The organism is Micromonospora sp. CPCC 205558, from assembly GCF_036902955.1.
In the GTDB taxonomy this organism is placed as follows: domain Bacteria; phylum Actinomycetota; class Actinomycetes; order Mycobacteriales; family Micromonosporaceae; genus Micromonospora.
The window spans coordinates 53,981-68,334 of the sequence record NZ_JBAKHR010000016.1; the positions used below are offsets into that span (position 1 = coordinate 53,981).

General features: G+C 72.7%; 13 protein-coding genes. 8 read left to right on the forward strand and 5 right to left on the reverse strand.

All coding sequences use genetic code 11. The annotated features are described in order from the left end of the window. Positions 1 to 5 precede the first annotated feature (5 nt). The 7 genes from V6U86_RS19185 to V6U86_RS19215 all read left to right on the forward strand — a co-directional run bounded on the left by V6U86_RS19185 (position 6) and on the right by V6U86_RS19215 (position 8,605). Positions 6 to 485 carry a DUF2975 domain-containing protein gene (locus tag V6U86_RS19185; protein ID WP_334505182.1) on the forward strand — a complete coding sequence of 160 codons (480 nt, stop codon included), beginning with the start codon at positions 6 to 8 and terminating at the stop codon, positions 483 to 485. Then, positions 485 to 700 (forward strand): helix-turn-helix domain-containing protein, encoded by a 216-nt coding sequence (locus tag V6U86_RS19190; RefSeq protein WP_124773113.1) that lies wholly within the window; start codon positions 485 to 487, stop codon positions 698 to 700. The genes V6U86_RS19185 and V6U86_RS19190 overlap by 1 nt, the downstream gene beginning before the upstream one ends. Continuing rightward, positions 697 to 861 (forward strand): hypothetical protein, encoded by a 165-nt coding sequence (locus tag V6U86_RS19195; RefSeq protein ID WP_334505184.1) that lies wholly within the window; start codon positions 697 to 699, stop codon positions 859 to 861. The genes V6U86_RS19190 and V6U86_RS19195 overlap by 4 nt, the downstream gene beginning before the upstream one ends. 116 nt (positions 862 to 977) lie before the next feature. Then, on the forward strand, positions 978 to 4,163 hold the full coding sequence (locus V6U86_RS19200; protein WP_334505185.1) for an ABC transporter permease: 3,186 nt from the start codon (positions 978 to 980) through the stop codon (positions 4,161 to 4,163). Beyond that, complete coding sequence (locus tag V6U86_RS19205) at positions 4,160 to 6,871, forward strand: FtsX-like permease family protein (protein WP_334505186.1); 2,712 nt, start codon at positions 4,160 to 4,162, stop codon at positions 6,869 to 6,871. The genes V6U86_RS19200 and V6U86_RS19205 overlap by 4 nt, the downstream gene beginning before the upstream one ends. A gap of 1 nt (position 6,872) precedes the next feature. Then, a complete protein-coding gene (locus tag V6U86_RS19210; protein WP_334505187.1) occupies positions 6,873 to 7,868 on the forward strand; it encodes an ABC transporter ATP-binding protein in 996 nt (331 codons plus the stop codon). 11 nt (positions 7,869 to 7,879) lie between these two features. Further along, positions 7,880 to 8,605: an ABC transporter ATP-binding protein gene (locus V6U86_RS19215; RefSeq protein ID WP_334505320.1), complete on the forward strand. Its 726-nt coding sequence runs from the start codon at positions 7,880 to 7,882 to the stop codon at positions 8,603 to 8,605. Between the two features lie 309 nt (positions 8,606 to 8,914). Here the strand turns inward: V6U86_RS19215 and V6U86_RS19220 are convergent, their stop codons facing one another. From V6U86_RS19220 to V6U86_RS19230, 3 genes are read right to left on the reverse strand one after another with little or no spacing between them, the layout of a single operon-like run. Beyond that, positions 8,915 to 9,367, reverse strand: coding sequence for a GNAT family N-acetyltransferase (locus V6U86_RS19220; RefSeq protein WP_334505188.1), 453 nt, complete (start codon positions 9,365 to 9,367; stop codon positions 8,915 to 8,917). Between the two features lie 22 nt (positions 9,368 to 9,389). Continuing rightward, positions 9,390 to 10,961 (reverse strand): alpha/beta hydrolase, encoded by a 1,572-nt coding sequence (locus tag V6U86_RS19225; protein WP_334505321.1) that lies wholly within the window; start codon positions 10,959 to 10,961, stop codon positions 9,390 to 9,392. A gap of 58 nt (positions 10,962 to 11,019) precedes the next feature. Further along, positions 11,020 to 12,135, reverse strand: coding sequence for an ATP-dependent DNA ligase (locus V6U86_RS19230; protein ID WP_334505189.1), 1,116 nt, complete (start codon positions 12,133 to 12,135; stop codon positions 11,020 to 11,022). A 135-nt stretch (positions 12,136 to 12,270) separates the two neighbouring features. Here V6U86_RS19230 and V6U86_RS19235 point away from each other — a divergent pair, with 135 nt between their 5' ends. Further along, the gene (locus tag V6U86_RS19235) at positions 12,271 to 12,483 is read left to right on the forward strand and encodes a hypothetical protein (protein ID WP_334505190.1); all 213 of its coding nucleotides are present in this window, start codon (positions 12,271 to 12,273) and stop codon (positions 12,481 to 12,483) included. A 15-nt stretch (positions 12,484 to 12,498) separates the two neighbouring features. On the opposite strand, the gene V6U86_RS19240 is transcribed toward V6U86_RS19235, so the two are convergent. Both V6U86_RS19240 and V6U86_RS19245 read right to left on the reverse strand, forming a co-directional pair. Further along, on the reverse strand, positions 12,499 to 12,993 hold the full coding sequence (locus V6U86_RS19240; RefSeq protein WP_334505192.1) for a GNAT family N-acetyltransferase: 495 nt from the start codon (positions 12,991 to 12,993) through the stop codon (positions 12,499 to 12,501). 37 nt (positions 12,994 to 13,030) lie between these two features. After that, complete coding sequence (locus tag V6U86_RS19245; RefSeq protein WP_334505194.1) at positions 13,031 to 13,951, reverse strand: DNA-3-methyladenine glycosylase family protein; 921 nt, start codon at positions 13,949 to 13,951, stop codon at positions 13,031 to 13,033. Between the last annotated feature and the right edge of the window lie 403 nt (positions 13,952 to 14,354).

Sequence of the window (14,354 nt, forward strand, 5' to 3'; positions counted from 1 at the left end):
GATGCATGGTTACAGAGCATCGAGCGGTTGCCGCTCTCAGAGTCTTTCTCGTGGTGCTGTTCGGGGTGCTGGTCGTGTTCCAGACCCTCTCGCTGCCCGGCCAGTTCGCGTACATGGCCCAGCAATCGCCGGAGGACGCCCACCTGCGCTGGCCGGCGACCGCCGTGACGGTGTTCTGGGTGCTCTGCGTCCAGGTGGTGATCGTCGCGACGTGGCAGTTGCTCAGCCTGGTCAAGAGCGACCGCATCTTCACCGAGGCGTCCCTCAAGTGGGTGGACGCCATCGTCTGGGCCATCGCCGCCGCCTGGGTGGTGCTGGTGGGCGTCTTCCTCTGGGTCGGCTTCAACGCCGACGACCCGGGAGCGCCCCTCCTGCTGTTCCTCCTGACCGTGGGCGTCACGGTGCTGGGGCTCCTCATGGTGGTGATGCGGGCGCTGTTGCGGCAGGCCACCACGCTGCGGACCGACATGGAAGCGGTGATCTGATGCCCATCGTCGTCCGCATCGACGTGGAGTTGGCCAAACGCAAGATGAGCGTCGGTGAGTTCGCCGAGCGGGTCGGGCTCACCCCAGCCAACGTGGCGGTGTTGAAGAACGGCCGCGCCAAGGCGGTCCGCTTCAGCACCCTCGAAGCGATGTGCCGGGTGCTCGACTGTCAGCCCGGCGACCTGCTGGAGTGGATCGAGGAGGAAACCCCATGAGGTACGTCCTGATCGTTCTCACCATCCTCGGGGTCGCGCTCGGCATCGCCGGCGTCGTGCTCGGCGAGGCCGACGACTCGCCAGGTTTGCAGCTCATCGGCGTCCTGCTGGTGATCGGCGCGGTGGTGTTCGGCCTCCGCAACCTTCGACGCGGCACCTAGCCGCCCGGCTTCGGCCGACTTTCTCGCAATAACGATCATGTAACGGGCGCGAACCTTTCCCGGTGGCTGGCCTGTCTTGATGGTCGTCGGCCCGCCAGGGCCAGGGGAGGCGTCGGATGAAGCTGGTGTGGAGGCGGGCCCGCGAGGCGCGCGGGTTGCTGATGGCGGCGGTGATGGCTGCCCTCGTCGCCGTCGCGTTGGTCACTGGGCTGTCCGACTACAACCGCCGGGCGGTGGACGCCGGGCAGCGGGCTCTGGTCGCCGCCTCACCCGCCGAGGAGCGCGGCCTTCTGGTCAGCGGCTCGGGAGGGCGGGACGCGGCCGAGTTCGCAACCCGGGACAAGGCGGTCCGAGCCGAGTTCGCCACCGGGCTCGGTGGCGTGCCGGTCAGTGTCACCGCCGCCCGTTACGGCACCGGGCGGGAGCTGACCGGCGACCTCGGGCAGATCCCGCACACGGAAGACGAACCGGTCTTCGCGAACCTCGCCACCCTCGACGACCTCGCCGGCCACGCGGAGCTGACCAGCGGAGCCTGGCCCCACCCCGGGGCGAACCCGGTCCAGGTGAGCCTGCCCGAGCGGGTCGCCGGCGCCCTGGGCCTGACCGTCGGCGAGCGCGTTCCGGTGCGTGACCGGGCCACCGAACGACGGGGAGAGTTGGTGCTCGTCGGCACCTGGCGGCCCCGCGACCCGACGGACGCGTACTGGCTGCTGGCCCCCGGCGTGGGTGCGGGCAGTGCCGGCTCCGGCACCTCCTACGGGCCGTTCACGCTCGACCCGGCGGACTTCGCGGCCACCTTCCCGGGCTCGGTGTCGGCGTCCTGGCTGGCCCAACCCGACCTCGGTAGCGTCGACACCGCCGACCTGCCCGCCGTTCGGAAAGCCCTCGCCGAGGCGTCCCTGGCCGTGCCCGAAGCCGCCCAACTGGGCAGCTCCGCGCAGGCGGTGACGAAGATGCCGCAGCTGCTGGACCGGATCGCCCGCGCCGACCTGGTGGGTCGCTCGTCGCTGGCCACCCCGCTGCTGCTCATCCTGGTGCTCGGCGGGTACGCGTTGGTGCTGGTCGCCGCGCTGCTGCATGAGGACCGCCGCCCACAGACCGCGCTCCTGCGCGCCCGCGGCGCCGCCCGTCGGCAGCTCGCCGGCCTGGCCGCCCGGGAGGCGACCCTGGTGGTCGCCCCGGCCGCCGTGCTCGGTCCGCTGATCGCCGGCGAGGCTCTGCGGTACGTCCGACCCGGCGGGTCGAGTGACCTCTCCACCGCCGGCGGCAACACCACCCTGATCTGGGCGGCGGCAGCGGCCACCGCGGCCGGCTGCCTCGTCGCCATGGTCCTTCCGACGCTGCGCGGCGCCGGCACGTACGTCGCCGACATGGCGGCCCGATCCCGACCGAACCGGTCGGCGAGCGTCCAACGCGCCAGCGTCGACCTGGTGCTCGTGGCGCTCGCCGTGATCGCCTGGGTGCAACTACGCCGGTACGCCTCCCCGCTGGCCGGCTCGGGCGGCCGGCTCGGGCTCGACCCGCTGCTGATCGCCGCCCCCACGCTCGGCGTGCTGGCCGGTGCCGTGCTGGCGCTGCGGGTGCTCCCGCCGCTCACCCGGTTCGCGGAGCGGTTCGTCGACCGACGTCCCTGGACCGCCACCATGTTCGGCATGTGGCAGGCCGGTCGGCGTCCCCACGCCGGCCCGGTCCTGCTGCTCGCCCTCGCCGTCGGCGGCAGCACCCTGGCCTGGTCGCTGATCAGCACCGGTGAGCGGTCCCAGGTCGAGCAGGCCGGACACACCGTCGGCGCCGACCTCCGGGTGACCGAACGTGCCGGGGACGCCCCACCCACCCGGGCCGGTGAGCTCGCCGCGCTGCCGACCGTGAGCCGGGTGCTGCCGGCGTGGCGGGACGAGATCCGGGTCGGGCGGGAGAACCTGTCGGCGACCGCGATCGCCGTCGACCCGGCCAGCGCCCCGGGCGTCGTGCGGCTTGCCGACCGCCTCGGCGACGGCTCGGCCGCAGAGCAGTACAAGAAGATGGTCGGCGCGCGGGGAGTGCCTGCCGGCGTCGAACTGCCCGACGGGGCGCGCGCGATCACCGGCACGATCCGTACCCCGGTGAGCCACGCCGCCCGGTCGGTGAAGGTCGCGGTGACGCTGCTGGTCACGACCCCCGACGGGCTCGCACTGCGGCTGCCGGCGGCCGACGCCGACGGCGACGGCCGGGCCACCCCGTTCACCGCGACACTGCCCGACCTGGGCGGAGCGCGGATGCGGCTGGCCGGCTTCGAAGCCGACGGTGGGTTGGCCGCCGGCAACGCCTACCGCCTCCAGGTGGACGGGCTGACGGTGGTGAAGGCCGACGGCACGAGACAACCGGCCGACCTGAGCGGCGACTGGGCGATGACCGCCCCGGGGGAGAAGACCACGCCGGTGTTGACCACCGCCACCGGCTTCGCCGCGGTCCGCGCGGTCGAGGTGATTCCCGGCGGGCAGTTTGCGTACCAGCCGCCGACCCGGTTCACCGTCGTGCCCGGCGGAGAGAACAAGCCCGTACCGGTGTTGATGACCTCCGGGGTGCGCGACGCGCTGAGCCTGCGCGTCGGCGACACCGTCGACCTGCCCCTCTCCGGGGTGACGCTGCCGGTGCGCCTGGTCGGCGAGCTTGCCGCCGTGCCGGCCACCACCGGGGAAGGCGTCCTGCTGGACCTGCCAGCCGCGGTCGACTCGATGATCCGGAGCCGCGGCGCGGTGCGCCCCGTACCGGAATGGTGGGTCGGCGCGAGCGACGCGAACGCGGCCGCCCAGGCAGCCAGCGCGCTCCCGGGCGTCACCGTGCTCAACCGGGAGGCGGTGATCGAGGCGGCAGCCGACGACCCGTACTGGCAGGGCTCGCGTACCGGAATGCTCGCCGCCGCGCTCGGTGCGGTGCTGCTCGCCCTCGTCGGCCTGATGGTGGACGTGTGGGCCACCGCCCGGCGTCGGCTCGGTGAGTTCGCGGTCCTGCACACCCTCGGTGCCACGCCCCGGCTGATGGCCCGGGCGCTGCTGGCCGAACAGACGTTCCTTGCCGGCATCGGCGTGGGCGTCGGGTTGTTACTCGGCACCGCGGTCGGCGCGACGATGGCCCCACTGGTCATCCTCACCCCGGCCGCCGGCCGGCCGATACCCCCGGCGGCGTTCGTGCTGCCGTGGGTGCCGATCGGCCTGACCGCGGTCGGTCTGTTGCTGGCGGCGCTCGCCTTCAGCGCGTTCATCGCCACCGGCATCCGTCAGCGGGTGGCGGCGGTGCAGCTGCGAATCGGGGGAGAACGATGAGCGTCGGGGCAGCCGTCCGGCGGGTCCGGGCGTACGGGGGGCAGTTCCTGCTCCTGGCGGTGCTGACCCTGGTGGTCACGCTGCTGATCAGCGGAGTGCCAAGGTTGGTCAACCGGCTCGCCGAACAGGGGCTGCGGGCGCAACTCAACAGCGAGCCGGCGGAACGTCGGGACCTCTCGTACAGCACCACAATGGAACCCGCGACGTCGGAGCGGACGGCGATGGGCAAGGCCGTCGAGCGGTTCGACGCCCTGGCCGCGGACATGCCGCCGCAGGTGCGCTCGGCGGTGACCGAACAGTGGTACACGGTCGAGACCGCTGGGACCCGCGTGGTCGGGCCGGACCTGGCGGCCCGCAAGCTGCTGGTCGACCTGGGCCTACGGGCCGTGCCCGACATCCAGCGCGCGAGCACCCTCGTCGAGGGGGCGTGGCCGAGCGAGACCTACGTTCCCGACCGACCGATCGAGGTGGCGCTCGACGTCGACGTGGCCGGCAAGCTCAACCTGCGCGCCGGCAGCCAACTGCGCATCGGCCGTGCCGACGACGAGAAGGGCACGTTCTTCGACGCCGCCCCGCTGGTGGTTTCCGGGCTGTTCCGCCCGGTCGACCGCGCGAATGGCATCTGGGACGGGCTGCCACAGCTGCTGCAGATCATCGAACCGGTCGGCGATGGCCAGCCGTTCGTCGCCGTCGGCGTCGTGGCGCAGTCGTTCCTCAACAAGCGGGCCGCGGAGGGCTGGCCGGTCCAGACCAACTGGCGGTACCGCCTGGGGGTCGACCGGATCGACGCACGCACGCTGGACCAGTTGATCGACGGCCTGCAGGTGATGCAGCGCAACCGTCCGCCGGATCTCACGTTGACCCAGGGCGCCGACGTTCCGTTGCGCGCTTTCGCCGCCCAGATCAATGCCGTCCGGACCCTGCTCGCGGTGATCGCGGCCGGTGTCCTGGCCACCCTGGCGGGGCTCGTCGTGCTCGCGGTCGGTCTCGCCACCCGACGGCGTCGCTCGGAGTTCGTGCTGCTGCGCGCCCGTGGGGGCGGGGCCACCGCCGGCGCTCGACGCAGCCTCGCCGAGGCGGTGCTGGTGGTGCCGGTCGCCGCCGTGCTGGGCTGGTGGCTGGGCACCCTGTTCCCCGGTGCCCCGGATCCGACCACGCCGTACGTCATCGCAGTGACCGTGCTGGTCACCCTGGCACTGCCGTTGGCGACGCTGGCCGTACCGGCCGGCGGAGCGGCCCGCCGGGACCTGATCCGGGTGCGCCCGTCGGCCCGTCGGCTCACCGTCGAGGTTTCCCTGCTGCTGCTCGCCGGCCTCGCCGCGGTGCTGCTGCGCCGACGTGGCCTGACTCTCGGCGAGGTGGACCCACTGCTCGTGTCGGTGCCGGTGCTCCTGGCGATCGCCGCGGCGGTGCTGGTGCTGCGGGCGTACCCCTGGCCGTTGTTGCTGGTCAGCCGGCTGGCCGCGCGGACCCGGGGCAGCGTGGCCTTCCTCGGCACGGCCCGCGCCAGCCGCGCCGCGGTCGCCGCCCCGTTGGTCGTGGTGGTCCTGGCGATCGGCACCGCGGCGTTCTGCGCGGTCGTGGCGGCCGGCGTCGACGCGAGCCGGGAACGGGCCGCCGTGCAGATCGTGCCCGCCGACGCGGTGATCCGCGGGGAGCGCTTCGCACCCGACACCATCGACGAGCTGGGCCGGTTGCCGGGGGTCCGGGCCGTCACCCGGGTGCTGTTCGAGGACGATGAGCGGCTGGCGGCCGACGAGCTCGGCACCGACGCCGCCATCGGGCAGACGGACGTGCTGCTGGTCGACGGCTCGGGGTTGGACACGGTGGCCCGCGACTCCCAGGTGGACGTGTCGGTTCCTGCCGCGCTGCTCACCGCCCGGCCCGGCCCGGGGCCGCTGCCGGCGATCGTCTCACCGGCGATCGCCGCGGACCTGGCGAAGGTCGGTCTGAAGGACTCCGCCTTCATCTCGGTGCAGGGCCAGCGGTACGAGTTCCGGGTGGCCGGCACCGAGGACGCTTTCCCGCTGCTGGCGGCGAACAACGACCGGTTCGTGATCCTGCCCTGGCAGGCTCTGCCGCCGCGCAACACCACACCCGCGCCGACCAGTCTGCTGCTAGCCGGCGACGCGCTGGACCCGGAGGCGCTCCGCGTCGCCGGAGACCAGGGGCAGGAGCGCTACCAGCGGGGTGGCGCGGTCACCGGTCGGGAACGGCTGATCGGGGTCACCGTCGACACCCGGGCGGACGTCCGTCGGGAGCTTGGAAACGGCGGGGCAAACGGGGTGCTGGCCTTCGGGTTCGTGGCCGGGGCCGTCGGCGGCACCGTGCTCGGGCTGCTGGCCATCGCGTTCACCGTGCTGGCCGGAGCGCGCGCCCGGGGCCAGGTGCTGTCCCGGCTGCGTACCCTCGGCCTGTCCCGCCGGCAGTGGCGAGGGCTGCTGCTGGTCGAGCTGACCCCGCTGGTCGCGGTGTCGGTGCTGACCGGTGCGCTGGTCGGTGCGGTCCTGCCCCTGCTGCTCAACCCGGTGCTCGGCCTGTCCGCGTTCACCAGTGGTGTGCCGGTCCAGGTGGCTTTCGAGCCCAGCCTGGTCGCCGCGGTGCTCGCGCTCGGGGCGGTCGCCCTCGGCTTCGCGGTCGCCGTCGAGGCTTTGAACAACCGCCGGTTGCGCCTCGGAGAGGTGCTTCGGCTCGGAGAGGAGAGCTGAGATGACCGCTACCGCCCAGACTCCACTGGTGCCTGACCTGGCCGCCCTGCAACAACGGGCAGCGCTTCGCGCCGCCGAGCGGGCCGGCGGGCAGGACCGCCTTCGCGGGCACATCGTCTGCGACGGCCTGGTGCGCATTTTCAAGACCGAGGGGGTGGAAGTGGTCGCCCTGCAGGGGCTCGACCTGGTCATCGACCGGGGTGAGCTGGTGGCGATCGTCGGCGCCTCCGGCTCGGGCAAGTCGACCCTGCTCAACATCCTCTCCGGCCTGGACACGCCGACCGCCGGTATCGCCCGGGTAGCCGACTACGACCTGCTCTCGCTGTCCGCCAAGCGGCGGTTGAGCTACCGGCGGCAGCTGGTCGGGTTCGTCTGGCAGCAGACCGGCCGCAACCTGCTGCCGTACCTCAGCGCGTTGGAGAACGTCGAGCTACCGATGCAGTTGGCCGGCAAGCGCAGCCGCAAGGCCCGCCGGGCGCGGGCCCGGGAACTGCTCGAACTGGTCGGTGTGGGCTACTGCGCCGACCGCCGGCCGGGGCAACTCAGCGGCGGCGAGCAGCAGCGGGTCGCGGTGGCGGTGGCGGTGGCCAACGACCCGGAGGTGCTCTTCGCCGACGAGCCGACCGGTGAGCTGGACGAGGCGACCGGCGCGGAGGTGTTCGGGGCGCTGCGCACCATCAACGCGGAGCTGGGTGTCACCATCGTGGTCGTCACCCACGACCACGCCGTGGCCACGCAGGTCCGCCGGACCGTCGCGATCCGCGACGGCCGGACCGCCTCCGAGGTACGCCGGACCGCTCGAATCGACGCGGACGGCAACACCGAGCTGGTCAGCGAGGAGTACGCGGTGCTGGACCGCAACGGTCGGATGCAGCTGCCGGCCGCGTTCGTCGACGCGCTCTCGCTGAAGGAGCGGGTCCGGCTCGACCTGGAGCCGGACCATGTGGAGGTACGGCCCGGCAACCGGGCCTCGGAGGAGCGGGGGGCGCGGGCATGAGCCGGCAGAACATGGTGGTGACCGGCGCGGCCGGGTTCAATGGTGCGCCCGCGGCGCACCCCGGCGAGGTGGTCCGGGTCAGTGGGGTCAGCCGGACCTTCGGCCGGGGTGAGCGCGCCGTGCACGCGGTGCGGGACGTGTCGTTCACGGCCAACCGGGGCGAGTTGGTCGCCATCCGGGGTCGCTCCGGGGCCGGTAAGACCACGTTGCTGAACATGATCGGCGGGCTGGACCGACCGGACGGCGGTCAGGTGGTGGTGGCGGGTCACGACGTGACCTCGGCCGGAGAGGCCGAGCTGCTGCGGCTGCGCCGGGGCACCGTCGGGTTCGTGTTCCAGACCTTCGGGCTGGTGCCGATCCTCTCCGCCGCCGAGAACGTGGGCGTGCCGTTGCGGCTGGCGCAGGTGCCGGCCGCGGAGCGGGAAGAGCGCGTCGCGGTGCTGCTGGAGCTGGTCGGCCTGGGCGGGCACGCCGCGCAGCGCCCGTACGAGCTCTCCGGCGGCCAGCAGCAGCGGGTCGCGGTGGCCCGCGCGTTGGCCAACGAGCCGGATCTGCTCATCGCCGACGAGCCCACCGGCCAGCTCGACTCGGAGACCGGGCGCTCCATCATGGACCTGCTGCGCGCGGTGGTGCACGCCCGTGGCATGACGGCCCTGGTGGCCACGCACGACCCGGCCCTGATCGACCTCGCCGACCGGGTGCTCGTCCTGCGCGACGGCCGCCTGGTAGACGGCTGACCGGTGCCTGGCCGCCGCCGGGGTGCCGCTCGTCGGACCCCTGCGGTGTGGCGCTCCTCTGCGCGTCAGAGCTCGCCCCAGTGGTCAGTTGCGCGTGCTGTGGAGCTGATGTCGTAAACGGATCGGGCGGTGATTCGTTTACGACATCAGCTCCATAGCCTCTGACCTAGTGGGGCGACAGTCTCTGACCTGGTGGGGCGACAGTCTCTGACCTGGTGGGGCGACAGCGTCTGACCTGGTGGGGCGACAGCGTCTGACCTGGTGGGGCGACACCGCCGGAGACGCAGCGTCAGCTCCGGCTCACCGCGCTCAGAGCGCGAGCTTCATGCCCTCGTGGCTGGCCGCGAAGCCGAGGCCCAGGTAGAAGCGGTGCGCCTCGGCGCGGGTCTTGTCCGTGGTGAGCTGCACCAGGGCGCAGCCGCGTTGCCGGGCCTGGTCGATCGCCCAGGTCATCAGGTCCCGGCCCAGCCCCTGACCGCGCCGGTCGGAACGGACCCGGACCGACTCGATCAAGGAACGCTCGCTGCCGTGCCGGCCGAGGCCGGGGATGTAGGTGATCTGCAGGCAGCCGACCAGTTCGCCATTCTGCTCGGCGACGATCAGTTGGTTGCGCGGGTCCGCGTCGATGGCGGCGAACGCCCTCTCGTACGCCTCGTCGACCTCGGTGAAGTCGCGGGCCTTGCCCAGGACGTCGTCGGCGAGCAGGGCGATGACGGCAGGCAGGTCGGCCCGGACCGCCTGCCGGTAGATCATGTCGGTCATGCCGGTGAGCCTTTCACAGCCCTCAGCGGGGTGGGCAGCGTAGGCCCTCCCGGGGGACCGTCAGGTCGAGCAGGTAGGCGTCGACCGCGTTGGTGATGCAGGAGGTCTGCGGGTAGGCGGTGTGCCCCTCGCCCTCCCAGGTCAGCACCCGGCCGACGCCCAGCATCGAGGCGAGCCGTGGGGTCTGCTCGTACGGTGTCGCCGGGTCGCCGGTGGTGCCGACCACCACGATCGGGGGTGCGCCGTTCGCCTTCCCGGTCGGATACGGGTCGCGCCCGCCCGGCCACTCGACGCAGCTCAGCATGCCGACTGCCAACGCCGGCCCGAACAGCGGGTATTTTCCGCGCCACTCGGACTGCAACTGCCGGATCTGCTGCCGGCTCGGCTTCTCGGTCTCGTCGGCGCAGTTGATGGCGAGGTTGGCGTCGAACAGGTTCGAGTAGTGCCCGTTGTCCTCCCGGCCGGCGTACGCGTCGGCGAGCCGGAACACGTCCTTCGGGTCGCCCTCGGCCAGTTTGTCGATCGCCTGGGCCAGCTCCTGCCAACCCGATTCGGTGTAGAGCGAGGAGATGACGGCGTAGAACACCCAGCCGGCGCTGGCCTCCCGCCCGTCCGCGCCGCGTACCGGGGAGACCTTGGCCTTGTCGATAGCGGAGGTGACCGCGGCGCGCGCGTCCGGAGCGATCGGGCAGCGGCCGGCGTTCGCCGCGCACCAGCGGGTGAAGTTGGTGAAGGCCCGTTCGAAGCCGCGGGCCTGGCTCTCCGAGCCCTCGACCAGTCGCTGCTGCGGGTCGACGGCGCCGTCGAGCACCAACGCCCGCACCCGCTGCGGGTAGAGCTGGGCGTAGGTGGCACCGAGCAGGGTGCCGTACGAGTAGCCCAGGTAGGTGAGCTTGTCGTCGCCCACGGCGGCGCGTACCGCGTCCATGTCCCGGGCAGCCTGCTCGGTGCCGTACAGCGGCAACTGGTCGCCGTAGCGGTCGCCGCAGCCGCGCCCGATCCGCTGGCTCAGGCCGACGAAGCCGTCGAAGGCCGACTGGCTAGCTGGGTCCGGGTCGTAACCGAAGCTGGCGTCCAGGTCGGCGTCGGAGATGCACTTCACCGGGCTGGACCGGGAGACCCCGCGCGGGTCGAAGCCGACGATGTCGAAGCGTTCGGTGATCGAGGGCGGCAGCCCGCCGAACTGGGAGCCGAAGGAGAGGTAGACGGCGGTGTCGACGCCGGAGCCGCCCGGACCGCCCGGGTTGACCACCAGCGAGCCCACCCGGTCGCGCTGCTTGGTGGACCGGGCGCGCAGCAGGGCGATCTCGAAGGTCTGCCCGGCCCCCGGGCCGGCGGTCGCTCCGGTGCCGTTGCCCCAGTCGCGGGGGACCGCGATCCGGGTGCACTCGTAGCGCATGTTCGGTGCGCCACGCCCGACCAGCTCGTCGGGCACCTCCGGGCAGGGCCGCCAGGTCGGCGTGCTCCCGGTCGGCGCGGCGACACCCTCCGCCTCCGTGCGCGGTGCGAACGCCGGCAGCGTGCAACCGGCGGTGAGCAGCGCGGCCACGACGAAGCCAGCGAGAGTGCGACGGACCCGGCGGCTGGTCGCCATCCGAGGCTGGTCGGCGGTGCGGGTCACGTGGTCCTCCGGGATCGGGTCGACGGCCAGGCTACGCCGAGCCGGTGGCGGCTCGGTCCACGGTGGCCGTCGGGTCGCCGCGCAGCACCTGGTCCACGTCGAAGCGGATCGGCCGGTCGAGCTGGTCGTAGCGGCAGGACCGGGGGTCGCGGTCCGGTCGCCATCGGACGAACTGGGCGGTGTGCCGGAAGCGTTCGCCCTCCATCGCGTCGTAGCCCACCTCGACCACCAGCTCCGGGCGCACCGGCTCCCACTCCAGGTTCTTCGTGCCGGTCCACCGGCTCACCCCGCCCGGGATGCGTTGGCCGCGCTCGTGGTCGCCGTGCACCCACGGGTGCTCGCCGCCGGTGTCCCGATAGGGCGCCAACTCGTCGAGCAACTCGGCGCGGCGGGCCATGCTGAACGACGCGCTCACGCCCACGTGGTGCAGGACCCCGGCGTCGTCGTACAGGCCGAGCAGCAGCGAGCCGACCACCGGGCCGGACTTGTGCCAGCGGAAGCCGGCCACCACCGCGTCCGCGGTGCGGGCGTGCTTGACCTTGAACATCAGCCGCTTGCCCGGCTCGTACGGCAGGTCGGCCGGCTTGACGATCAGACCGTCCAGCCCGGCGCCCTCGAAGACGTCGAACCAGCGACGCGCGGTGTCCGGATCGGTGGTGACCTGGGTGACGTGCACCGGCGGGCGCACCCCGGCCAGCGCCTGGACCAACCGCTCCCGACGCCGCGGGTAGGGCTGGTCGAGCAGCGCCTCGTCACCGATGGCCAACAGGTCGAAGGCGACGAAGTCGGCCGGGGTCGTCTCGGCCAGCATCTTCACCCGGGACGCGGCGGGGTGGACGCGCTGGGCCAACAGCTCGAAATCCAGCCGGGGTTGGCCGCTCGGCCCGTCGCGCCGAATCACGATCAGCTCACCGTCGACCGCGCACCGTTCCGGCAGCTGCCGGCGGGCCTGCTCGACCACCTCGGGGAAGTAGCGGGTCATCGACTTGCCGCCCCGGCTGGCCAGCTCGACCTCGTCGCCGTCGCGGAACACGATGCACCGGAACCCGTCCCACTTGGGCTCGTAGGTCACCCCGGGCGTGGTGGGCAGCTTCGGGACGCTCTTGGCGAGCATCGGCTCGATCGGCGGGTTGATCGGCAGGTCCACGCCGCCCAGTCAATCAGACGGTGCCGACAGTTATGAGGCAGATCACCGTGGGTGCCGTGGTGGCGTGTCCGCCTACGCGTCGCTCGTCCTGACCGGGCGAATCGAACAACCCCAGGTCAGAGCTACTTTCGCGAGGTGTCCGAGTGGGTCTGTGACTGCTGCGGGCGGTGGCGGGTGAGCGTCGAGCTGATCCGGGGCCGCTACCGCTTCCGGCTGACCCGGCGCTACCCGGAGAGGTTCGGCGGGGGTCGGAACGTGCTCGGCGAGGTCGGTTCGGTGCCGGAGCTGGAGGAGCTGCTGCGTCGGCGTACCCCGCTGAGCCTGGCCGACCTGCGCGAGGCCGCATGATCGAGGCCGACGGGCTCAGGCGTCGCTGCGAGCGGGGCTGACGGCTGTCTTCTCCAGCACGGCCAACGGGATGCCGTTCGGGTCTGGTCGGTGCGCCACGATGCGGTAACCGTGCCGCTGGTACAGCCGCAGGTTGCGCGTGCTGTCCGCCCCGGTGAACAGGGTGAACCGGGCCGCCCGGCCGGCACAGACCCGTTCGATGGCGGTGAGCAGCTGCGCCCCGAGACCTCGCCCCTGCTGGTCCGGGGCGACCGAGAGGCGGCCGATGTGCGCGGTGTCCCCGTCCAGGTGGGCCCGCACCGATCCGACCAGCCGGTGCTCCAACCGGGCGGCGAGCACGATGCTCGGGCCGGCCAGCACCGCCGCGACCTCGTCCAACGTCTCGGTCAGCGGAGGCAGGAACGGATCGGTGTAGTGCTGCGCCTCGCTCAGGTACGCGGCGCGCTGCACAGTGAGGATCTCGCCGGCGTCCAGGACACCGGCGGGGACGATGCTCGCCTCGGCGCTCACCCGCACAGCACACCACAGTCCGTCTGGCCGACGAGAGTCAGTAGCGGGCGAACGAGCGGATCGGGGCGCGCGGGCCGTACTTGGGTGCCCGGATGCCGGCGGCCTCCAGCAGCAGACACACCCGGCCCCGGTGACCTCGGAACGGCTCCAGCAGGGCCAGCATCCGGGCGTCGTCACCCCGCGGTTCGCCGGCGAGCCCCCAGGCCACCGTGTTCGGGATGTGGTAATCGCCGACGCTGACCGCGTCCGGGTCCCCGTAGGCGATCCGGACCACCTCGGCGGCCGTCCACGGCCCGATGCCGGGGATCGCGGTCAGCTGGCGGGTGGCCTCGGCGGCGTCCGTGCTGCGCTCCAGGCGGTCGGCGAGCGCCGCGGCGCGACGTAGCGTGTCGGCGCGGCGCTGTTCCACCCCGAACGGGTGGAACACCCAGTACGGGGTCGCGGCCACGGCGGCGGCCTCGGGCGGTAGGAGCAGCGGCTGCAGCGGGCCGGGAGCCGGCTCCCGGAAGTGCCGCACCGTCGCCGCGTACGCCCGGTAGGCCTCCTTGCCGGTGACCTTCTGCTCGAAGACCGCGCGCAGCAGCCGGGGGAAGACCTGCCCGGTGGCGGGCATCCGGAGCCCTCGGTGCTCCCGGGCCAGCCGGGCGACCAGTGGGTGTGCGCTGGCCAGCTCGGTGAAGCCGGTCAGGTCGTCGCGCAGCCCCGCGATCGCGTCGGCGCGGGCGAGGACATGCTCGGCACCGGGCCCGTAGCCCTCCGCGAGCAACTCGTCGCCGACCGGTCGCAGCGCGAGTGTGGCCGGACCGTCCGGGGTGCGGGTGGCCCACCAGAAGGTGCCGGCCGCCACCCGGGCGCACGGGTCGTACGGGCTGAAGGTGAGCGCGCGGACCGAGGCGGCCAGCCGGTAGCCGACCGGTGGCTGGAGCACCCTGGTCGCGGCGGGTTCGGTCTCGGTCACCCCGCTACTCTGCCAGGTCACGGCGGGGGCCGACGACCGCCGTACCCGGTCGCGCACGGGGCTGAGGAGCTTCCCGGGGATGCGGTCGATTGACCGTCCCGGTGTCATTGAACCACCCGAATGGCCAGGATTATCTTCACTAATGCTCTCAAACCGGCCTTATGCCAAATTTGCCTCTAGGCCAGGTATCGATCATGTGGTTGTTTGATGGCCTGCAGGTAAACGCACTGCCCCGGGCCACCTGCGGCGGCCACTGTCCCTCCCACACATGGGAGAACGCGGTCCGGCCCGGAGATCGGTGTCCGCCGACAGCCGCCACAAGGCGGCGCGCGGTCGACGCCAGATCGTCACGCGGTGCCAACGGGGATCTGTGGAAAGGCATGCAGTGATGGCCGCACGGGTG

Bases quoted from the DNA above. Each gene is read 5' to 3' on its own strand.
- V6U86_RS19225 (WP_334505321.1), bottom strand. From the start codon at position 10,961: ATGGCGACCAGCCGCCGGGTCCGTCGCACTCTCGCTGGCTTCGTCGTG.
- V6U86_RS19200 (WP_334505185.1), top strand. From the start codon at position 978: ATGAAGCTGGTGTGGAGGCGGGCCCGCGAGGCGCGCGGGTTGCTGATG.
- V6U86_RS19205 (WP_334505186.1), top strand. From the start codon at position 4,160: ATGAGCGTCGGGGCAGCCGTCCGGCGGGTCCGGGCGTACGGGGGGCAG.
- V6U86_RS19185 (WP_334505182.1), top strand. From the start codon at position 6: ATGGTTACAGAGCATCGAGCGGTTGCCGCTCTCAGAGTCTTTCTCGTG.
- V6U86_RS19210 (WP_334505187.1), top strand. From the start codon at position 6,873: ATGACCGCTACCGCCCAGACTCCACTGGTGCCTGACCTGGCCGCCCTG.
- V6U86_RS19195 (WP_334505184.1), top strand. From the start codon at position 697: ATGAGGTACGTCCTGATCGTTCTCACCATCCTCGGGGTCGCGCTCGGC.
- V6U86_RS19215 (WP_334505320.1), top strand. From the start codon at position 7,880: ATGGTGGTGACCGGCGCGGCCGGGTTCAATGGTGCGCCCGCGGCGCAC.
- V6U86_RS19190 (WP_124773113.1), top strand. From the start codon at position 485: ATGCCCATCGTCGTCCGCATCGACGTGGAGTTGGCCAAACGCAAGATG.
- V6U86_RS19220 (WP_334505188.1), bottom strand. From the start codon at position 9,367: ATGACCGACATGATCTACCGGCAGGCGGTCCGGGCCGACCTGCCTGCC.